The organism is Krasilnikovia sp. M28-CT-15 (assembly GCF_047159595.1).
In the GTDB taxonomy this organism is placed as follows: domain Bacteria; phylum Actinomycetota; class Actinomycetes; order Mycobacteriales; family Micromonosporaceae; genus Actinoplanes.
On sequence record NZ_BAAGAK010000001.1, the window covers coordinates 1,094,344 to 1,114,739 of the forward strand.

19 protein-coding genes are annotated in these 20,396 nt (G+C 73.1%); 12 read left to right on the forward strand and 7 right to left on the reverse strand.

What is annotated here, in order from left to right:
* Positions 1-75: 75 nt before the first annotated feature.
* The 5 genes from ACMCNO_RS05200 to ACMCNO_RS05220 all read left to right on the forward strand — a co-directional run bounded on the left by ACMCNO_RS05200 (position 76) and on the right by ACMCNO_RS05220 (position 8,894).
* Entirely contained in the window at positions 76-2,523 is a 2,448-nt protein-coding gene (locus ACMCNO_RS05200) for a hypothetical protein (protein ID WP_412748283.1), read from the forward strand.
* Positions 2,523-3,479, forward strand: coding sequence for an alpha/beta fold hydrolase (locus ACMCNO_RS05205; protein WP_412748284.1), 957 nt, complete (start codon positions 2,523-2,525; stop codon positions 3,477-3,479). The genes ACMCNO_RS05200 and ACMCNO_RS05205 overlap by 1 nt, the downstream gene beginning before the upstream one ends.
* Positions 3,480-3,611: 132 nt before the next feature.
* Positions 3,612-6,668 carry a DUF3152 domain-containing protein gene (locus ACMCNO_RS05210; protein ID WP_412748285.1) on the forward strand — a complete coding sequence of 1,019 codons (3,057 nt, stop codon included), beginning with the start codon at positions 3,612-3,614 and terminating at the stop codon, positions 6,666-6,668.
* A 108-nt stretch (positions 6,669-6,776) separates the two neighbouring features.
* A complete protein-coding gene (gene moeZ / locus ACMCNO_RS05215; protein WP_412748286.1) occupies positions 6,777-7,958 on the forward strand; it encodes an adenylyltransferase/sulfurtransferase MoeZ in 1,182 nt (393 codons plus the stop codon).
* Between the two features lie 105 nt (positions 7,959-8,063).
* Positions 8,064-8,894: a squalene--hopene cyclase gene (locus ACMCNO_RS05220; RefSeq protein ID WP_412748287.1), complete on the forward strand. Its 831-nt coding sequence runs from the start codon at positions 8,064-8,066 to the stop codon at positions 8,892-8,894.
* A 105-nt stretch (positions 8,895-8,999) separates the two neighbouring features.
* Here the strand turns inward: ACMCNO_RS05220 and ACMCNO_RS05225 are convergent, their stop codons facing one another.
* Positions 9,000-9,440, reverse strand: a complete 441-nt coding sequence (locus ACMCNO_RS05225) for a MarR family winged helix-turn-helix transcriptional regulator (protein ID WP_412748288.1) — start codon at positions 9,438-9,440, stop codon at positions 9,000-9,002.
* An 84-nt stretch (positions 9,441-9,524) separates the two neighbouring features.
* On the opposite strand from ACMCNO_RS05225, the gene ACMCNO_RS05230 reads away from it, so the two are divergent.
* The gene (locus ACMCNO_RS05230) at positions 9,525-10,376 is read left to right on the forward strand and encodes an SDR family NAD(P)-dependent oxidoreductase (protein WP_412748289.1); all 852 of its coding nucleotides are present in this window, start codon (positions 9,525-9,527) and stop codon (positions 10,374-10,376) included.
* An 85-nt stretch (positions 10,377-10,461) separates the two neighbouring features.
* On the opposite strand, the gene ACMCNO_RS05235 is transcribed toward ACMCNO_RS05230, so the two are convergent.
* From ACMCNO_RS05235 to proB, 3 genes are all read right to left on the reverse strand, one after another.
* The gene (locus tag ACMCNO_RS05235; RefSeq protein ID WP_412748290.1) at positions 10,462-11,097 is read right to left on the reverse strand and encodes a hypothetical protein; all 636 of its coding nucleotides are present in this window, start codon (positions 11,095-11,097) and stop codon (positions 10,462-10,464) included.
* Positions 11,098-11,198: 101 nt separating this feature from the next.
* Positions 11,199-12,440 carry a glutamate-5-semialdehyde dehydrogenase gene (locus tag ACMCNO_RS05240; protein ID WP_412748291.1) on the reverse strand — a complete coding sequence of 414 codons (1,242 nt, stop codon included), beginning with the start codon at positions 12,438-12,440 and terminating at the stop codon, positions 11,199-11,201.
* Positions 12,441-12,448: 8 nt separating this feature from the next.
* Positions 12,449-13,561, reverse strand: a complete 1,113-nt coding sequence (gene proB, locus ACMCNO_RS05245) for a glutamate 5-kinase (RefSeq protein WP_412748292.1) — start codon at positions 13,559-13,561, stop codon at positions 12,449-12,451.
* A gap of 60 nt (positions 13,562-13,621) precedes the next feature.
* On the opposite strand from proB, the gene ACMCNO_RS05250 reads away from it, so the two are divergent.
* Complete coding sequence (locus tag ACMCNO_RS05250; RefSeq protein ID WP_412748293.1) at positions 13,622-13,936, forward strand: MGMT family protein; 315 nt, start codon at positions 13,622-13,624, stop codon at positions 13,934-13,936.
* Between the two features lie 16 nt (positions 13,937-13,952).
* Here the strand turns inward: ACMCNO_RS05250 and ACMCNO_RS05255 are convergent, their stop codons facing one another.
* Positions 13,953-15,356, reverse strand: coding sequence for a gamma-glutamyltransferase (locus tag ACMCNO_RS05255; RefSeq protein WP_412748294.1), 1,404 nt, complete (start codon positions 15,354-15,356; stop codon positions 13,953-13,955).
* A 198-nt stretch (positions 15,357-15,554) separates the two neighbouring features.
* Between ACMCNO_RS05255 and ACMCNO_RS05260 the strand changes: the two genes are divergently transcribed.
* From ACMCNO_RS05260 to ACMCNO_RS05275, 4 genes are read left to right on the forward strand one after another with little or no spacing between them, the layout of a single operon-like run.
* The gene (locus ACMCNO_RS05260; protein WP_412748295.1) at positions 15,555-16,106 is read left to right on the forward strand and encodes an NADH-quinone oxidoreductase subunit B; all 552 of its coding nucleotides are present in this window, start codon (positions 15,555-15,557) and stop codon (positions 16,104-16,106) included.
* A gap of 10 nt (positions 16,107-16,116) precedes the next feature.
* A complete protein-coding gene (locus tag ACMCNO_RS05265) occupies positions 16,117-17,412 on the forward strand; it encodes a DUF2252 domain-containing protein (RefSeq protein ID WP_412748296.1) in 1,296 nt (431 codons plus the stop codon).
* 35 nt (positions 17,413-17,447) lie between these two features.
* The gene (locus ACMCNO_RS05270) at positions 17,448-18,140 is read left to right on the forward strand and encodes an NADH-quinone oxidoreductase subunit C (RefSeq protein ID WP_412748297.1); all 693 of its coding nucleotides are present in this window, start codon (positions 17,448-17,450) and stop codon (positions 18,138-18,140) included.
* Positions 18,140-19,099 (forward strand): complex I subunit 1/NuoH family protein, encoded by a 960-nt coding sequence (locus ACMCNO_RS05275; protein ID WP_412748298.1) that lies wholly within the window; start codon positions 18,140-18,142, stop codon positions 19,097-19,099. Before ACMCNO_RS05270 ends, ACMCNO_RS05275 begins: the two co-directional genes overlap by 1 nt.
* A 40-nt stretch (positions 19,100-19,139) precedes the next feature.
* On the opposite strand, the gene ACMCNO_RS05280 is transcribed toward ACMCNO_RS05275, so the two are convergent.
* Positions 19,140-19,370 carry a hypothetical protein gene (locus ACMCNO_RS05280; protein WP_412748299.1) on the reverse strand — a complete coding sequence of 77 codons (231 nt, stop codon included), beginning with the start codon at positions 19,368-19,370 and terminating at the stop codon, positions 19,140-19,142.
* A 101-nt stretch (positions 19,371-19,471) separates the two neighbouring features.
* Here ACMCNO_RS05280 and ACMCNO_RS05285 point away from each other — a divergent pair, with 101 nt between their 5' ends.
* Positions 19,472-19,723 (forward strand): hypothetical protein, encoded by a 252-nt coding sequence (locus ACMCNO_RS05285; protein ID WP_412748300.1) that lies wholly within the window; start codon positions 19,472-19,474, stop codon positions 19,721-19,723.
* A gap of 65 nt (positions 19,724-19,788) precedes the next feature.
* On the opposite strand, the gene ACMCNO_RS05290 is transcribed toward ACMCNO_RS05285, so the two are convergent.
* Positions 19,789-20,358: a Uma2 family endonuclease gene (locus tag ACMCNO_RS05290; RefSeq protein ID WP_412748301.1), complete on the reverse strand. Its 570-nt coding sequence runs from the start codon at positions 20,356-20,358 to the stop codon at positions 19,789-19,791.
* Positions 20,359-20,396: the final 38 nt, after the last annotated feature.

A 20,396-nucleotide genomic window follows, 5' to 3' on the forward strand; every position in this document is an offset into this window, starting at 1 on the left:
AATTGTCGCGACGCTGCAACTTATCGCCAATGCCACCACACGGTAGCCTCAGGCGGGGCGAGCGAGGAGCGCGCGGTGGACGAGACAGGACAATCCGGTGACACCGGAGCCGCGGTGGGCGGCCCCGGCGCCGACGCGCGCGACCGTACCCGGCTGAACGGCTGGGCGACCTCAGACGGCGCCTGGCCCGCCACGCGCGACCCCGAGGACGACGTACCGGCCTGGCGGCGCCCGTTCACCCGGCCGTTCGCGCAGCGGGCGTTCCCGGCCAGCCGGGCGCCGCTGCCACCGGGTCACTCGTCCGGGGATTTCCCGGTTTCCGACCCCGTGTCGTACGGCGAGCCGGGTGGCTCCGGCGATGTCCACCCGTTCGGCGACGCCGGCACGTCGGGTGAGATCCGGCCCTACCCCAACGGGTCCGGCGGGCCTCGGCCGTTCGGCCTGAACGGTTCCGGTCCGTACGGCGACGACCACGGCTCCGGGGAGATCGCCCCGTTCGGTGAGGCGGGCTCCGGGGAGATCACCTCGTTCGGCGACGCCGGCTCCGGTGAGATCGCCGCGTACCGGGATGCCGGTGGTTCCGGTGAGATCCGGCCGCAGGGTGACGCGGGCGGCGGTGCCGACACGCGGGCCCCGCAGCCCACCGGCCCCGAGCCGAGGGTGCCGACCTGGTCCGAGGGCCGATCGCGGTTCGCCGACCTGTTCGCCCAGCGCTCGGCCGAGAGCACCACCCGGGCGATCTTCCCCGCGGTACGCCCGGCGACCCCGGGCGGGCGCCGCGTCGACTGGAGCACCGCCGAGTCGGCCCGGCACGCACGGGAACCCGGCAACCCCGCCGGGCGGGCCTACCCCACCGACGACCAGGGCGCGCCCCGGCCGCCGTACGACGCGGGCCTGCCGGGCCTGGCGCAGTACGAGCCGGGCACCCCGCCGGAAGCCGCCCCGTCCGCCGGCGGGTACGCCGCGCCGTCGGCGTACCCCGGCTACACCGACCGGTCCGCCGGTGACCTCGGCGCGGGCCTGGAGGAGCCGCTGTCGGGAGCGCTGCCCCAGCGCGTACCGGCGGAGCCGGACGTGCCCACCGTCCCGGAGCCGCCGTCCGTGGAGCCCTCGGCCGAGACGCCCGCGCTGGCCCGGATCGCGACACACCTGCGTCGCGGTGACGTGCTGACCGCACAGGACCGCCAGGAGGGCTTCGACGTCCAGGCGATCCTGGCCGCCGTACGTGAGGTGGCCGGGGTCCGCGACGCGTCCCTGCGCACGACGCCCGCGGGCGCGCACAGCCTGCGCCTCGACCTGGCCGACGGCGCCGACCCCGCCGAGGTGAGCCGCCAGGTCGCCCGGCTGCTACAGGACCGGATGGGCCTGGACGCGGCCATGCAGGGCGGCGAGGTGGCGCCGCCGGGCGCACCGGCCTCCGCGCCGCCGGCCGTGCCGTTCGTGCCCAGCCAGCCGACGCCCGCCGGGCGCGACAACCTGGGCGTTCCGTCAGCGGCTGCCGGGCCGGGTCCGCTCGGCCCATCGTCGGCGCCCACCGGTGCCGATTCGCTCGGCGGCCTCTCGAGCCCCGGCGGCGATCGGTCCGGTCCCGGTCGGTTGGAATCTCTCGGGGGCCTGTCCGGTCCCGGTGGGTCTCTCGGCAGCCCGTCCGGTCCCGGTGGATTGGAATCGCTCGGCAGCCCGTCCGGTGGCTTGGAATCACTCGGCGGCCCGTCCGGTCCCGGTGGCTTGGAATTACCCGGCAGCCCGTCCGGTCCCGGTGGGATGGAATCTCCGGGTAGTCCGTCGGCGCCAGGTGGGCTGGATTCGCGGGGCGGCCCGGCGGCCTCGGGCCTGCGTGAGCCGCGGCGGCTGTCGCAGCCCGCCGGGCCGGTCGACGCTCCGATCGCCGGGTCCGCGCCCGGCCAGGCCACGCCGCTGTCCGCGCCCCCGTACCCGCCGCCCGGGTCGTTCTCCGCACCCCCTGGGCCGCCCGCGACGCCCCTGCGCACGGCCGGGTCCCCGCCCGCGGCCGGAGCCACGCAGGCGCTGGAACGTGCCGCGTTCGCCGCGGTGGAGCCCCTCGCCACGGGCGTGAACGGCGCGCCCGCGCGCCCCCTCGACATCGGGGACCGCCCGGGCCCGCGCGTCGTCATCGAAAACGTGCAGGTCAGCACGTTCGGTGCGGAGGCCACGGTCGAGGTGCGACTGGCCGTGGGCAGCCGGATCGCCGCCGGGGAGGCCACCGGACCCGCGGTCGACGGGTACCTGCTGCGCCTGTGTGCGATGGCCACCGCGCGGGCGGTCGACGAGCTGCTGTCGGCGTCCGAGCATGCCGACGGGCCCGCCCGGTGCTTCGTCGAGCATGCGGCGGCCGTACCGTTCGGGCCGATGCAGGTGGCCGTCGTCGTGCTCCTGCTGTCCTACGGCGGCTGGGTGGAACAGATCGCCGGATCCGCGGTGGTCGCGGGCGACGACCGGCACGCCATGGTTCGCGCCACCCTGGCGGCGGTCAACCGTCGCCTCGAAGCCCTGCTCTCCTGATGAAGGGCGCGGTCCTCGCACCCGACACCGCCCTTCCCGACGACGGTGTGCCGCCGCCGTGGCCCGCCCGCCGCGTCACCATCGGCGGGGCGATGCTGCAGGTCCGCGACACCCCGGCCACCACGCCGGACGCCCAGCCCGCGGTGTACGTGCACGGGCTCGGTGGGTCCTCGCAGAACTTCACCGACGTCGCGGGCCTGCTCTCCGGGCACCTCGCCGGGCAGGCGGTGGACCTGCCGGGATTCGGCTACAGCGATCCGAGCCGCCGGTACTCCCTGCCCGCCTTCGCCGACCGGCTGACCGGATACCTGGACCACTGCGGGCGCGGCCCGGTGCATCTGGTCGGCAACTCCCTCGGCGGCGCCATCTCCGTGCTCGTGGCCGCGCTGCGGCCCGACCTGGTCCGGACGCTCACCCTGATCTCCCCGGCCATGCCGTTCCTCGACCCACGGCGTACCGCGCAGGGGCCGGTGCTACCGCTGCTGGCACTGCCCCGTGCCGAACGGCTGTTCGCCTGGGGCATGGCGCGGATGACGGTCGACGAGATGGCCGATCAGGTCCTCGCGGCCTGCTTCGGTGACGCTGCCCGGGTGAGCCCGCAGCGCCGGGCCGAGGCCATGGAGGAGATTCGGCTGCGGTACACGGTCGCGCACTACCCGAAGGCGTACCTGGGTGCGCTGCGCGGGCTGGTCTCGAGCTTCGTGCGGGCGTACCTGCCGGGGGACAACTCGCTGTGGCGGCTGGCCGCCCGGATCACCGCGCCGACCCTGGTGATCGGCGGGCTCGACGACCGGCTGATCGACCCCAGGGTGCCCGGCCAGGTCGCTCGCCTGGTCCCGGACGCGCGGCTGCTCATCCTGCCCCGCGTGGGACACGTGGCGCAGATGGAGGTGCCCCGGCTGGTGGCCCGCGGCATCGTCGGCATGCTCAGCGACACCCGCGCCCGGATCGGGTAATCCACACCGGAGGCACGGCGGGGGTGCGCTGGAGGGAGCGCAGGATCTGAAGCTTCCTCGCGAAACGCCGGTGACCCGGGGTGCGTGCATGGCACTCTGGCACTTGCTATGGCAAAGGCGACAAAAGGTTCCGTGAATCCCGCGGCCGACCCGCCGGCCGCGTTGCGGGCGGTTGAGGACGGCGCGCCTGAGCGGGCCGTCTCGGAGCACTCGGCGCGCGCGATCGCCGCCAGCGGTCCCAGCCCCCGGGAGTCGGTGACCGCCGAGGTGCCCGAGGAGGCACCGGCAAGCCGGCCACGGCGGCGACGCACCCCGGCGGACGGCGCATCAGCCGACGCCGTGGCCCGCCACAAACGCGTCGAGAACCCCGTCGAGGACGCCCTCGCGTGGGTGACCGAGCCCCGCCCCCGGCGCCGCCGTCTCACCGACGGCGAATCCAGCCGGCGCCGTCGCAGCGGCGTTGCCCTGTCGGCCGGGGGCGACGCGCCGCCGGGTCCCGGCGGCCCGCCCGGACCGAGCGCCGCGAGCCCGTACGCGCAGGAGGCCGCACGGCCGCGCCGTCGCAGATCGGGCACCGGATTCCCGTCCGACGTGGCGACCGCGGAGCATCCGCGGGGTGACCCGGAGCCCGGGGAGTGGGATGCGGCGGCGCCCGACGAACCGGACGAGCCGACCCGTGGCGAGGGAGGCAAGCCGCTCACGTCCCGATCGCGCCGCCGCCGCATGCCCTTGGACTCGGGTAACGGTGCCGCCTGGAGTGCCCTGTCCGGCGATGGTCCGGACGAGCCCCGCAAGGGGCGCGGCCGGTCACGTCGGGGCGGCGCCGCCGGGGCGCCGGACATCGGCCCGGCACCGACCGGGGCGCGGCGCCGGGGCGCGACCGACGACCTCGACGCGCAGCGGAACGTCATCGCGGCCCGGGCCGCGGCGCGACGCCGCCCGACGGCCGCCGCGGCGGCCCGCGCCACGGCACCCGGGGCGCTGGGCCAGCGACCGGGCGCGACCGGCGTGGGCCCGCTGACCCCGGAGCTGGCAGCCGCGCTGCATCGGACCCAGGAGGCCGTGAACCGGGCCGCGATGACGGACCGGACCACCGCGCACCGTCCGCACCCGGCGGAGGTCCATGAGGTCCACGAAGTCCACGACGTGCGCGAGGCGCAGACGGCCGCCGAGAACGACGTGGCCGCCTGGGTGGACATGCTCATCGGTACGGTGAACCGAACCGAGGAATCCCAGCCCGCGAGCCTGTGGCCGGACGGCCCGGAGGCCGACGTGGACACGGCGCCCGGTGACGTGGTCACGGGCGAGCCGAGCTGGGACCTGCCCGACATCGCCGGTCTGGCGGACGCCCGGCGGGCGTTCTGGCCGCCGATCGTGGTGGGACCGGCACCGGCCGAGCCGATGACCGCGGAGACACCGCCGCCCGACACCGCCGCGACGGCCGAGGAGCAGGCGACCGCACGGGCCGGGGATCTGGCGCCGGGTGCTGCGGCGACGGTGGAGGCCGAGGAGCAGGCGCGGGGCGCCGCGTCGACCGAGGTGGCCGAGGAACTGGGCGCCGAGACGGCCGAGGAGCCGGGCGCTGAGACGGCCGAGGAACTGGCGCCGGGTGCTGCGGCGACGGTGGAGGCCGAGGAGCAGACGCGGGGCGTTGCGACGACCGGGGAGGCCGAGGCGCCGGGCGCCGAGCGGGCCGAGGATCAGGTGTCGGGCGCCGCGGCGACGGTGGAGGCGCAGAAGCGGACCCGGGACGCCGAGGCGGGCGCGTCGACCGACGTGCACCCGCAGGACACCGTGGAGGCCGCCGAAGTGGCGGCGGAGCGGACCGGTGCCGGGACGCGCGACACCGGCGTGCCCGCCGAAGGGACCGAGCCCGAGGAACCCGCAGCGGACACTCTCCGCCCCGCCACGCAAGCCGCCGCTGCGGCGACGCTGGGCGCGGCGGAAGCCCACGAACCGGCCCCGGCGGATGCGGACACGGTCGAGGTGACCAAAGGCCAGCGGGAGGCCGCGACAGCCGGGCACCTCGCCGCGGCCGGTGCTGCCGCTACGGCGGTCGGACACGCGTCGGCCCCGCCCGATTCCGAGATCGCCCCGCCCGGCCACGGCCCGGTCGAGGTGGCCCTCCCCTCCGCAGCGGCCGGGGGTCTGGCGACCGCGCCGCCCGGCGCCCCGTCGGACGCGGGGCCGATCCTCCTGCCCGGGGTGGCGGGTGCCCCGCCGGACCAGGGCGCGCCGCAGACCGCACCCACACCGGGAAAACGGCGGCGGCTCTGGGCCGCGCTGCTGGCGCTGCTCACCGTCGGTGTGCTGATCGCCGGGATCATCTGGCTCGTCCGGCGGGACCCGCTGGCCGCGCGCCGCACCGTCGGCCACACGCCCTCGGCCGCCCCGATCACGCCGCAGGAACAGCCGGGCGGGACCGGGCCGGCGGCCGGGGCCGCTCCCGCGCCGACGGTGAATTCTGCGGCACCGGCCACGACGACACCGGCCACCACCGCACCGGCCACTACGGCACCGGCCCAGACCACCGCCCCGACCAGCGGGGCGGGCGCCGTGCCGCCGCCGGACGAGGCGCAGCAGGCGCCGAGCGGGAGCGTGCCGTCGGGCAGCTTCAAGTACGCCACCGGGTACGGCCCGGTGCTGGGTACGAAGGGCACGATGCGCACCTTCCACGTGGCGGTGGAGAAGTACATGGCCCAGGGCGACGGGGAGTACGTCGACTCCGGGCCCGACGCCAGCGCCTTCGCGGCCGAGGTGGACGACATCCTGGGCGACCCGCGCAGCTGGGTGGCCGGTGGGAAGGTCCGCTTCCAGCGGGCGCCGAACGGGTCACCCGCAGAGTTCACGATCTACCTGGCGTCGCCGGACACCTCGGAGGAGATGTGTGCGCGGGGCGGGCTGGAGACCAACGGCTTCAGTTCGTGCCGGCTGCCGGGCCAGGTGGTGATCAACTCCGAGCGCTGGCGCAAGGCGGTGCCGCACTACGACGCGCCAGTGGAGGTGTACCGGGCGTACGTGCTCAATCACGAGATCGGCCACCAGCTCGGCCACGGCCACGAGAAATGCCCCGGCAAGGGCAAACCTGCGCCGGTCATGCTGACCCAGACCTACAGCCTGGACGGCTGCACCGCGTACGGCTGGCCGTACCGCGACGGCAAGCGGTACACGGGACCACCGGTCGTCTGATATTCCCCGTCCCGCATGTCGGACCGGGTGTTCCTGGTCATGCCCGGTCGGCGCCCGGGCGCGCAACAATGGGGGCCGCACCTTACCGCCGAACCCGGGGAGTAAACCGTGTCGCTGCCCCCGCTCGTCGAGCCTGCCGCCGAGCTGACCGTCGACGAGATCCGCCGTTACTCGCGTCACCTGATCATCCCGGACGTCGGGATGGACGGGCAGAAGCGGCTCAAGAACGCCAAGGTGCTCTGCGTGGGCGCCGGTGGCCTCGGCTCGCCCGCGCTGCTGTACCTGGCCGCGGCGGGCGTCGGCACGCTGGGCATCATCGACTTCGACACCGTCGACGAGTCCAACCTTCAGCGCCAGATCATCCACGGCGTCTCGGACGTGGGCCGGCCCAAGGCCGAGTCGGCCGCGGCCAGCATCCGCGAGATCAACCCGCTGATCGACGTGGTCATCCACAACACCGCGCTGGACCGCGACAACGTCCGGGAGATCTTCAGCCAGTACGACCTGATCGTCGACGGCACGGACAACTTCGCCACCCGGTACATGGTCAACGACGCGGCGGTGCTGCTCGGCAAGCCGTACGTGTGGGGGTCGATCTACCGCTTCGACGGCCAGGCGTCCGTCTTCTGGGCCGAGCACGGCCCGTGCTACCGCTGCCTCTACCCGGAGCCGCCGCCGCCCGGCATGGTGCCCAGCTGCGCCGAGGGCGGGGTGCTCGGGGTGCTCTGCGCCTCGATCGGCTCGATCCAGGTCAACGAGGCCATCAAGCTGCTCACCGGCATCGGGGAGCCGCTGGTCGGTCGCCTGATGGTGTATGACGCCCTGGAGATGGAGTATCGCAAGATCAAGGTCCGGAAGGACCCGAACTGCGTGCTCTGCGGTGAGAACCCGACCGTGACCGACCTGCTGGAGGACTACGAGGACTTCTGCGGCGCGGTCTCCGACGAGGCGGCGGCGGCCACCGAGAACGCGACCATCACGGCCCGCGAGCTGAAGGAGTGGCAGGACTCCGGCAAGGACATCTTCCTGGTCGACGTCCGCGAGCCCGCCGAGTACGAGATCGTCAACATCAAGGGCGCGACCCTGATCCCGAAGGGGGACATCCTCTCCGGCGAGGCGCTGTCGAAGTTCCCGCAGGACCGGCAGATCGTGCTGCACTGCAAGTCCGGGGTCCGCTCGGCGGAGGCGCTGGCGGCGCTGAAGGCCGCCGGCTTCGGCGACGCGGTGCACGTCCAGGGCGGCATCGTCTCCTGGATCAACACGGTCGACCCGTCACTGCCGTCGTACTGATCAGGCCCATCCTGATCGGACACCCGAGGCCGGGTGTCCGATCGGACTGAGACAGTGGCCGATGCGGGGCAGCGGTCATGCGCGGCGCCCGGTAGCGTCACGGTCGTGGTCGACATCGATGCCGCCATCGGATACGTCGTCGCGCACGGTGACCCCGTGGAACGCGCGCGGCTCTCCTTCCTGCGCACCGGGGCGGTCCCCGCGGACGAGGTGATCGAGCGCATCACCGCCGGGCAGACGCCCGAGGGAGGCTGGCCCGCCACGGGGGACGGTCCACTGCCGTCGGTGGACGCCACGTGCTTCCGCCTCGGCGAGCTGGACGACCTGGGCGGCCTGCGCGTCCCGGCGGTGGAGCGCGCGCTGGCCTGGCTGGTCGGGGTGCAGCACCCCGACGGCACCTGGCAGGAGGACGAGGCGCTGGCCGCGGAGGCTCCGGCCTGGGCGGCGCCGGGCGACCCCGAGGCCACCTTGTATCAGACCTCGGTCGCGGGGTTCTGGCTGACGGTCGCCGCCGTGGAGGCGTACCCACGCCACGAGTGGCCCGCTCGGTATGCGGCCGCCCTGCAGGCCGCCGCCGCGTACGTGGTCGCGCACGTGCGTCCGGACGGGACCTGGCCGTCGTTCCTGGCGGCGGGCTGGCATGCCGCGGTGCTGCTGCACGAGCAGCAGCACTTCTACGAGTCGGCACGGATGCAGCTCGTGCTGGCCGAGCGGCTGGACGGCATGGCGCCGGCCGACCTCGCGTCGATGGCCGCCGCGGTGCGCCGGGTGAATCTCGGCGACGACTGGCTGCTGCGGGCGGCCTACAAGCGGCTCGGCGAGACGCAGCGCACCGACGGCGGCTGGGACAGCGCCGAGGGCCCGATCTTCGACGTCAACACGACCCTCACGGCCCTGCGCGCCGTGCTGCCCCGGGTCGGCGCGGGCGCGCTCTGATCCGCACTCCGGCCTGGACCGTCACCGTCGACCAAGGACCGCCGGTCGGGTCCAGTCGACTGGGTCCAGCCGAGCGAGGCCGGCCGCCGAGGGGGGTAGAGCGGGTCAGCGTGGCTGCCGGGTTGATTCCAGGGCGCGTGTTGCCAGCTGGTGCAGGGTTCGGCGCTCCGCCGTGCTCAGTCCGGCAAACACCGCGGCCTCGACCTCGTCGAGCACCTTCTCGGCCGCCCGTAGCGCGGCGATCCCGGCCGTGGTCGGGCTGACGACGTAGCGGCGCCGGTCGTCCGGGTCGCGTTCGCGGGTGGCGTATCCGCCCGCCTCCAGGTCGTCGACCAGGCCGACCATCGTCGTGCGATCCAGCCCGATGCCGGTGCTCAGCTGCTGCTGGGACAGCCGGTGCGTCTCGATCAGCGTCAGGACGTTCACGTGCTTGGCGCGCAGTCCCAGGGGCGCCAGCGCCCGCTCCGCCGCGGCGAGGGCCTCCTCGCCCAGCTTGATCAGCACGTACCCGGTGCGGGACGCGAGCTGGTCGGTGGGGCTGGTCATGTGCCGACTGTACGGGACGGCTTGTCAGCTCCGGCATCAGTCTGCAAGACTGACCGTCAGTGTCACTGACGATCTGGAGGACTGATGAACTGGCGAGGTCAGACGGTCATGATCACCGGTGCGTCGTCGGGCATCGGGGCGGGATTCGCCGAGGCGCTCGCCGCCCGGGGCGCCGATCTCGTGCTGGCCGCCCGCAGCGCCGACGTGCTGCACCACACCGCCCGGCGGCTGCGGGCGGCGCACGGCGTACGCATCGAAGTGGTTGTTCAGGACCTGACCGCGCCGGGGGCCGCCGCCGCCGTGCGGGCCGCGACAGACCAGCATGGACTGACCGTGGACGCCCTGATCAACAACGCCGGCTTCGCCAGCGCGGGCAAATTCCACGAGGTGCCCGCCGACCGGGTGCACACCGAGGTGGCCCTCGACGTCTCCGCGCTGGTGGATCTGACCACGGCGTACCTGCCGGGCATGGTCGAGCGGCGCCGCGGGGCGATCGTCAACGTCGCCTCGATCGCCGCCTTCCAGCCGACGCCGTACATGGCGGTGTACGGCGCCGCGAAGGCCTTCGTGCTCTCGTTCAGTCAGGCGCTCTGGCAGGAGTACCGGCGCGCGGGGGTGCGGGTCACCGCGGTCTGCCCCGGGCCGGTCGACACCGGGTTCCTCGGGGTGGTCGGCACCCCCGAGGTCCGCGTCGGGCGCCCCCGCCCGGTCGGGTACGTGGTGGCACGCACCCTGCGGGCGGTCGAACGCAACCGGCCGGTGGTCACGCCCGGCCCCGAGAACGCCTGGGTCCCGTTGGTGAGCCGGCTGCTACCCCGGCGCCTCGTCGCGACGGTCACCGGCCGCAGCCTGCGCGGAGCCGCAGACGCGCCCTCGGCGGAGCGGGTGCCGACCGCTGGCGCGCTCACCGCCGGATTCCCGGCGACGGAGCACTGATCGCGGCGGCCGTGCCCCTGCCCGGCACTCGACCATGCCGCCCTTCGGGTGCCGGCGTCGCCGGTCCTTGGGTCAGCACGATCGGTCATGGGGCCGTCTGGGGAATGGCGACGATTTCCATCCAGGACCAGCCATCGCCCAACGTCCAGCACCGCACATTCCACCGGCTCCGGCAATCCATGTCCGCGTCGGCCGGCAGGCCGTAGGCGTAGCCGGTCGGGCCGCCGGCCGGCCCGGTCCAGGTGGGTACGAACACGGCGTGGGAGCCGAGGGTGAAGGGGTCCCCATTGACCGCCAGGTGCTGTAGCTCGGCAGCGGGGTGACCAGTGGGGTCGAGCTGGCCGGTGCGGGCAAGTGCGGCTACTGCCAGGAAGTCGGAACGGTGGATCCGGTAGTAGCCGTACGCAAAGGGGCGGGTCCAGTCGATCTGCGCGATCGTCAGCGCGCTCACGGCGCTCAGGGCGACCACCATTCCGGCGCCGACGAACCGGCGGGTGCGACCGAGCCGTACCGCGACCAACGCCGTGACGGTGGCGGCAACCAGCCACGCCAGCCCGTACGCGCCGCGGGTCCAGTGCCCGAGGTGGCTCCACACCCAGATGCCGAACAGGTGGGTCACGGCGACCATCTCCCAGGTCAGGGACACGGCAACCAGCAGCCCCACCGTTGCCCACCGTCGCTTGCGCGACGCCAGCACTTCATGATCCTCGAGCGATCCCATCAGATGATCATGACCGTGACTCGCCCTCGACGCTCGCCGCGTGGGCACAGCTCCACGGAACCTCCACCGATCCCCCACATCGTCAGCAATCACGAACCGGCTCAGCGGGTGTGGCCGTTGCCGGTGACGATGTACTTGGTGCTGGTCAGCTCGGGCAGGCCCATGGGGCCACGGGCGTGCAGCTTCTGCGTACTGATGCCGATCTCGGCGCCGAAGCCGAACTCGCCGCCGTCGGTGAAGCGGGTCGACGCGTTGACCATCACCGCGGCGGCGTCCACCCGCGCCGCGAAGCGCCGGGTCGCGGTCACGGACTCGCTGACGATGGCCTCGGTGTGGCCGGTGCCGAAGCGGCGGATGTGATCCAGGGCGTCCTCCAGCGAGTCCACCACCGCCGCCGAAATGTCCGCGGAGAGGTACTCCGTGCCCCAGTCCTCGGCGTTCGCGGGCACCACGTCGTCGCTGTACGCGGCCACCCGGGGGTCGCCGTGCACGGTCACCCCGGCGGCCGCCAGCTCCTCCAGCACCAGCGGCAGGAACGAGTCCGCGATCTCCGCGTGCACCAGCAACGACTCGGCGGTGTTGCAGGTGGACAGCCGCTGCGTCTTGGAGTTCATCACCACCGCCAGCGCCTTCTCCAGGTCGGCGTCGGAGTCCACGTACACGTGGCAGTTGCCCACCCCGGTCTCGATCACCGGTACGGTCGACTCCTCCACCACCGCCTTGATCAGCGAGGCCCCACCGCGCGGGATCAGCACGTCCACCAGGCCGCGGGCGCGCATCAGCTCCTTGACCGAGTCGCGGGTGCTGGCGTCGAGCAGCTGGACGGTGTCCGCGGGCAGCCCCGCCTCCGTGACCGCCTCGCGCAGCACCGCCACGATCGCCGCGTTCGAGCTGTACGCGGACGACGAGCCCCGCAGCAGGGCCGCATTGCCCGACTTGAGGCAGATCCCGGCCGCATCCGCGGTGACGTTGGGCCGTCCCTCGTAGATGATGCCGACCACCCCGAACGGCACCCGCACCTGGCGCAGCTCCAGCCCGTTGGCCAGCGTGGAACCGCGCACCACGTCGCCGACCGGGTCGGGCAGCGCCGCCAGCTGGCGCAGCCCGTCCGCCATCGCGGCCACCCGTGCCGTGGTCAGGGTCAGCCGGTCGATCATCGCCGTGGTGGACCCGCCCGTGCGGGCCCGGTCGACGTCCGCCGCGTTCGCGGCGACGACCTCGTCCGCGCGCTGCGCCAGCAACTCCGCCATCAGCAGCAGCGCCTCGTCCTTCTCGGCGCGGGTGGCAGCGGCCAGCTCGATCGAGGCGGCGCGCGCGTCGGCCGCCTGCTGCAGGACACTCATCGTCACTCCTAGAGAAGGACGAGGTCGTCGCGGTGGACGACCTCTCGTTCGTACTCGGGACCGAGGGCGGCCGCCAGCTCCGTGGTGGTCCGGCCGAGCAGCGCGGGCAGCTCGACGGCGTCGTAGTTGACCAGACCCCGCGCGATCGGTACGCCGGAGTCCGCGGCCACCAGATCCACCGGGTCACCGGCGGAGAACGAGCCGTCCACCGCGGTGATCCCGGCGGGCAGCAACGACTTTCGCCGGGCCACGACCGCCGCGACCGCGCCCGCGTCGAGATGCAGCCGCCCACGCGGGGCGGTGGCGTGGGCCAGCCAGAACAGCCGGGCCGTGGGGCGCTGGGCGGCCGCCTCGAACAACGTGCCGATCTCCGCGCCCTCCAGCGCGGGACCGGCCAGCGGGGCGGCGGTGAGCACCACCGGAATGCCGAACCCGGTGGCGATGCGGGCCGCCTCCACCTTGGTGACCATGCCGCCGGTGCCCAGCCCGGCGCGCCCGGCCCGGCCGATCGCCACCGCCTCCAGGTCCGAGGAGTCCCGGACCACCTCGACGCGCCGCGAGGCGGGGTCGGCCGGGTCGCCGGTGTACAGCCCGTCCACGTCGGAGAGCAGCACCAGCAGGTCGGCGTGCACCAGCGCGGCCACCAGGGCGGCCAGCCGGTCGTTGTCGCCGAAGCGGATCTCCTCGGTGGCCACGGTGTCGTTCTCGTTGACGATCGGCACCGCACCGAGGTCGAGCAGCTTGCGCAGCGTCCGGTACGCGTTGCGGTAGTGCGCCCGGCGGGTCACGTCGTCGACCGTCAACAGCACCTGCCCGACCGTACGGCCGTGCCGGGCGAAACCGGCCGCGTACCGCCCGATCAGCAGGCCCTGGCCGACGCTGGCGGCGGCCTGCTGGGTGGCCAGGTCACGCGGGCGCTTCGGCAGGTTGAGCGGGGCCAGCCCGGCGGCGATGGCGCCGCTGGACACCAGCACCACCTCCCGGCCGTCCGTGGCCAGCTTGCCCAGCACGTCGACCAGGGCGTCGACGCGCTGCTGGTCGATCCCGCCCGCCGCCGTGGTCAGCGAGGACGAGCCCACCTTCACCACGATCCGGCGCGCGCCGGTCACCACTTCCCGCACCCGACCATTCTGCGCGGAGTGACGTACCGGGCCGATCCCGGATCCCATATCGTGGCGGCGGTGACACCGCAGGAGTACGTCGAAGAGGTGCTGGCGCTGGTCGAGCGCATCCCCGAGGGCCGGGTCATGTCGTACGGGGCGGTCGCCGACGCGCTCGCGGACCGCTCCGGCCGCAACTCGGCCCGCCAGGTCGGCTCGATCATGGCCCGGCACGGCGGCGGGGTGCCATGGCATCGGGTGGTCACCGGCGGTGGGCGGCTACCGCCCGGGCACGAGCAGGAAGCGCGCCAGCTGTTGCTGGCCGAGGGGGTACCGCTGCGGGGCCAGCGCGTCGACATGGCCCGGGCCGCCTGGCACCCCGACACGGTGCGGTGATGCGACGGCGTAGCGATCAGAGGTGCAGGCCCGCGCCGCCGCGCCGGGGGTCGCCCGCCGCGCCGCCCGGCCCCACTCCGGTCACGCCGCCGAAGTAGTGGTCGATGTCCGGCCACCGGTTGATCATCCACCCGGCGTCGGCCAGCGCGGCCAGCTCCACCTCCGGGTACCCGACCTCCGCGTGCACCGTGTCGCCGACCACGTGGAACCGCGGCCGGGCGACCGCCTGCTGCAGATCCAGCCCGTCGACGAGCACCCCGAGCAGCGTGTCGAGCAACGCCGTACGGATCCGGGAGGCCCCCGCCGAGCCCAGTGCGACCGTCAGCCGGTCCTCGGCGTCGGTGACCACCATCGGGCACAGGTTGGACTTCATCCGCAGGCCGGGGGCCAGGTCCGGGGTGAGCAGCTCCCCCTCGCCGAGCATCGAGTTCATGTTGACGCCCAGGCCCGGCAGCCACACCGCCGCGCCCAGCCCGAGCGTCGTGGTGACCACGCAGGCGTTGCCCGCGGCGTCGACCACGGCCACGTTCGTGGTGTCGCCGACCCGCTGGCGGCCGCGGTCGCGCAGGGCGGTCGCCACCGCGACGGCCCGCTCCGGGCGGCTCAGCTCGGCGACGTCGGGCGGCAGGGCGGCGATGGTGTCGACCGCACGGTTGAGGTCGTGCCGGGCGTGCACCCGGTGCCCGGCCAGGTACGCGTGGTCCACCGGCGTCTCGTACACCTGGTAGGAGGCCAGGTCGGCGGGGCCGAGGTTGCCGCCGTCGGCGCGGACCGCGTCCACCAGAATCTTGGAGAACGCCCCGGTGTAGAACACCGACGGCCCCTCCGCGGCCAGCCCTTCCAGGGTGGTCGTCAGGCCGGGGTGGAACAGCAGCTCGCCACCCTGCATGAGCTGGCCGTTCGGGGCGTACACCGCGCCGCCCTCGCCGTACGCCAGCGCGGGCGCGCAGGACGCCAGCGTGCGGGCCTGCGCCGCCGGCAGGATCACCCCGGTACGGGCCAGGTCCAGCGCGGGCGCCACCAGCTCGGTCCAGGGCAGCCGTCCCCACCGGCGGTGCAGCTCACCGCACCCGGCGGGCACCCCGGGCACGGCCACACTCGCGCCGCCGATCGCGTACACCTGGGGCACGCCGCCGAAGAACACGTCGACCGCCACCATCGCGTCCGGCTCGACGTCGCCGTCCGTGCCGGGCACCGCGACGAAGAAGTCCAGGCAGGTGGCCGTACCGGTGAAGGCGTCGTAGTACGTGGCGAAACCGCCGCCGCCCAGTCCGGTGTAGATGGTCTCGGCGACGCAGGTCGCCAGCACCGCGGCGACCGCGGCGTCGGCCGCGGTCCCGCCGGCCCGCAGGATCTGCAGCCCGGCTTCCGCGGTCGCCGGATGGGCCGCGGCGACCCCGGCGGCGATGGGAGCCTTCATCTGCCGAAGCGTAGGCCCGCCTTTTGAACAGGGCACTGCATTCGCAGCGACACTCGGCGCCGTCCCACTTCCGACGTACGGCCGGCGCGGCCGCACCTTCGGCCGGTGTGCCCTGGTCCGACCGGCCGACCAGGTGTCACCCCGGGTTTGCGGTGGCCTTGCTGCGGCGCGCCCGGGGCGCCGGGGTAGGTTGACGGCGTGGCCGGTCTGCCAGGAGTCCTCGGTGAGCCCATCAGGTTCGTCCTGAACTGGGGCCGCCGCTACTCGCTGTGGGTGTTCAACTTCGGGCTCGCCTGCTGTGCGATCGAGTTCATCGCGACCAGCATGGGCCGCCACGACTTCATCCGGCTCGGGGTGATCCCGTTCGCGCACGGCCCCCGCCAGGCCGACCTGATGGTCGTCTCCGGCACGGTCACCGACAAGATGGCCCCGGCGATCAAGCGGCTGTACGACCAGATGCCCGAGCCCAAGTACGTGATCTCGTTCGGCTCCTGCTCCAACTGCGGTGGCCCGTACTGGGACTCGTACTCGGTGACCAAGGGCGTCGACCAGCTCATCCCGGTCGACGTGTACGTGCCCGGCTGCCCGCCGCGGCCCGAGGCGCTGCTGCACGGCATCCTGCGGTTGCAGGAGAAGATCGCCGCAGAGCAGTCCGGGCCGGGCGGGGTGCCCCGGCCGGACCCGCTGCGCCGCGACGCTGCCTCGCTCACTGCCCCGATGGTCACCCCACCGGTGGCCACGGGCGGTTAGCCTGCGTTTCATGACCACGCGAGCCGATTTCATCATCGACGTCCTGACCCGCGAATTCGGCGAGCTGATGGCGCTCGATCCGGCCGCGTTCCGGCGCAAGTTCCGGAAGATGGCGGCCTCGCCGTTCGCGTTCTACCGGGGCAGCGCGTCGCTGTTCTACGCCGACCTGACCGGCGACTACGCCGACGACAGTTTCCTCGACGAGCGCACCAGCCGGGTGTGGATCCACGGCGACCTGCACGCGGAGAACTTCGGCACGTACATGAACTCGTCCGGCCAGCTGGTCTTCAACGTCAACGACTTCGACGAGGCGTACGTCGGGCCGTTCAGCTGGGACCTCAAACGGTTCAGCGCCAGCGTGGCCCTCATCGGGTACTCCAAGGCCCTCTCCGACGCGGCGATCTCCGAGCTGGTCACCACGTTCGCGCGGGCGTACCTGCTCGAGCTGCGGGCCATCGCGGCCGGCGGCGACGACGCGATCGGCTCGATCACTCTGGAGAACGCCACCGGCGTGCTGCGCCGGGTGCTTCAGCAGGCCCGCCTCAACACCCGGGTGGAGCTGCTGGCCGGGCAGACCACGATCGACGACTACGAGCGCCGCTTCTCCCTCGGCGACGGCGTGTACGAGATCGACACGGAGACCCGGACCACGGTCTGCACCGCGTTCGACGCGTACCTGACCACGCTGCCGGAGCACCGCTCCGTGGCCACCAACATCAAGGATGTGGTGCTGCGCAAGGGCGTGGGCATCGGCTCGGCCGGGCTTCCCTCGTACAACCTGCTGCTGGAGGGGCACACCCAGGCGCTGGAGAACGACGTCGTCATCTACATGAAGCAGGCCCAGGTGCCCGCGGTCGCGCGGTGGATCGACGACGAGCGGGTCCGCGGGTACTTCCGTCACCAGGGTCACCGCACCGCCGAGTCGCAGCGGGCGTTGCAGGCACACGCCGACCCGTGGCTGGGCTTCACCGAGCTGAACGGGGTCGGGCAGCTGGTCGCCGAGGTGTCCCCGTACGCGGCCGACCTGGACTGGTCCGACGTCAACGAGCCCGAGGAGCTGACCGACGTCGTCGCCGACCTGGGCCGCGCGGTCGCCCGCATGCACTCGGTCGCGGACGACGAGTCCAGCCACGACCTGGTCGACTTCTCCACCGAGGAGACCATCGTGGCCGCGGTCGACAAGGATGAGGCCGGCTTCGTGCGGCACCTGGTCGAATTCGCCCACCGGTATGGCGACCAGGCCCGCGAGGACCACCAGGACTTCGTCGACGTGTTCCGCAACGGCCGCCTGCCGGGCCTGCAGTAGCGATCCGGCGGGCTGGTGCCCATAGGATCAAGGCCATGACGCCCGAGGAGGTCGGTGAGCGCCTGGTCGCGCTGCTGACGGACGAGCAGCACGCCGACGCCGGTCCGGTCGCTGCGAGCGTGTCCGGGGGCGGACCCGGGCACGAGCGGGCCGTGGTGGACGTCCCCGTCGCCCGGTGGTGGGCCGCGGTCTCCGTCGCCCGCGACCCGGCCGCGCTGGGCTGCGACTTCTTCGACTGGCTGTCGGCGGTCGACGAGCTGGCGGACGGCTTCCGGGTGGTGGCCCACCTGTGGTCGAGCAAGCGCCAGCACGGTCTGCTGCTGCGCACCCTCGTACCACTCGACGAGCCGGTGATCGAGTCGGTGGTGGACCTGTTCCCGGGCGCCGACTGGCACGAGCGGGAGACGTACGAGATGTTCGGCGTCACGTTCGCCCGCCACCCGGACCTGCGGCCGCTGCTGCTGCCGCCCGGGTTCGAGGGGCATCCGCTGCGCAAGGAGTTCGTGCTGGCGTCCCGGGTGGCCAAGGCCTGGCCGGGCGCCAAGGAGCCGGGGGAGTCGGAGTCCGGCTCGGCGAAACGCGCCCCGATGCGCCCGCCCGGCGTCCCCGACCCGAACGAGTGGGGCCCGCTCAAGGGCCAGGTGCCCTCGCCGGAGACCCCACCCCGCCGCGCCGCCGCGGAGCGTCCCGCCCGGCGTGAGAAACCGCCGTCCGAGGGGACCGACTGATGCCGCTCTGGCTCGACCTGACCGTCCGCGTCGTCGCGGTGGTCGGCGGCTTCCTCACCCTCCCGCTGGTCGTTGGCCAGGCCGAACACAAGGTCATGGCGCACATGCAGGGTCGCCTCGGGCCGATGTACGCGGGCGCGTTCCACGGCTGGGCGCAGCTGATCGCCGACGGCGTGAAATTCGTGCAGAAGGAGGACATCGCGCCACGTGCCGCCGACCGGCGGGTGTTCCAGCTGGCGCCGATCGTCGCGCTCTTTCCGTACCTGCTGATCCTGCTGGCCATCCCGCTGGGGCCCGGCGGTCTGGTCGCGCAGGCCATGGACATCGGCCTGTTCTTCGTGCTGGCCGTGCTCGGCGTCGGCGTGGTGGCGGTGCTGATGTCGGCGTGGGCGTCGGCGAACAAGTACAGCCTGCTCGGCGGCCTGCGCGGCGCCGCCCAGCTGCTCGGCTACGAGCTGCCCCTGGTGCTGGCCGCGGCCAGCGTCGCGATGGCCGCGGGCACCCTGAGCCTGCCCGGGATCGTGGCGGCGTGGCAGCCGTGGTGGCTGGTGTGGCAGTTCCCGGCCGCGGCGGTCTTCTTCGTGGCGGGCCTGGCCGAGATCCGGCGGCCCCCCTTCGACATGCCGATCGCCGACTCGGAGCTGGTCTTCGGCTACCTGACCGAGTACACCGGCCTGCGGTTCGCGTTCTTCCTGCTGGCCGAGTACGTCGGCATCGTCGTCATCGCCGCCCTGACCACGGTGCTGTTCCTCGGCGGCTGGCACGGCCCGTGGGCGGATCAGCTCGGCTGGCTGTGGACGCTGGTCAAGGTGTTCGCGGTGTCGTTCGTCATCATCTGGCTGCGGGTGACCTACCCGCGCCTGCGCGAGGATCAGCTCCAGCGGCTGTGCTGGCTGGTCCTGGTGCCGGTCGCCCTCGCGCAGCTCGTCCTGACCGCGGCCGTCAGGGTGCTGACATAGGCTCTCGCACCGGCTCGTCGACGTCGCGCAGCCCTGATGGTCACTCCCCTTCCGCCGCGAACCAAACGATCAGCAGGCGGCGGATGCCGGTCGCCTGACGGACCGCGGCAGCCGCCGCGTCGAAAGTTCGATACTCGGCGAGGTCCTCTCCAGAGACGGCAAGGCGCCAACCCTGCCCATCCCACAATGCTGTACCAACGAAGCGGGCCGCGAGGGGACGGGGTTCGTCGGCGTCCCGGAACGTCACCACCAACCCGGACAACTCAGCCATGCCACATACAATACATTTATGTGGCCTCTTCGTGGCTGAGTGCGAGGCCACATCTGTTGGTTCTTCAGTGGCCTCGCCTGCGCAGGTGCTTGACTACCGGCGTGCTGAAGGACCTTGAGACGGCCGCCCAGGCGTACGCGGACGCGCAAGGCGCTATCGCCGAGGCACAGCAAGCGTTGTCAGCCGCTCGCGACGATGTCCGGATCGCACGGCAAGGACTGGCGGACGCCATCGTTGCCGCGACCCTGGCGGGCGCCCGCCAGATAGACGTCATGAAGGTGACCGGTTACAGCCGCGAGCAGATTCGCCGGATCCTGCGTGCAGCAGGGGTGGAGGCGTCGACAAACTCCTGAGCGGCCTTGCTCACGAGATTGTCAGGGGTCGGCCTACCGTGTTGCGCACACGGGAGGAGACGTACTCAGAGATGCCGAGGCGTGAGAACGCTGATCGGAATCTTGATGGCCCAGGGTTCGGCCACGTCGATCATGTCGCCGAACGTGCCGGACGGCCGGTAGACCTCTGCGAGCGGATCGATCTTCATAGTGTGCACCGCGATCCCATCGTCCGTCTCCACCGACCAGAAGTACGGGATCTCAGCCGCCGCATAGAGGGCCGGTTTCGTGATCCGGTCCATGCTCTGCGATGTCGGCGACACGATCTCGACTGCCAGGACGACCTCGTGAGGTCGGAAATGCTGTGGGTTGCGGCGTGCTGCGGCGTCGGTCGTCACGAGCACGTCCGGAATGAAGGACTGACGCGAGCTGATCCTGACCTCGACGCGCTGTGTCGCCTGTAGATCCGGCGGGCAGGTCTGCTCGAGTGCGACCATGAGGCGGGCCGCGATGACCTGATGTGCGGTGGTGGGGGTGGGGGACACGAGGAGCACTCCGTCGAGCAACTCGCGGCGCAGGCCGTCTTCGGGCAGGGTTTCGAGGTCGTCGGTGGTCCAGCCGCCGGACGGCGGACGGACGCCCAGTGCAGTGGTCATCGGGGCCTCCGGGGATACCTCGCGCGCCCTGCTGGCAC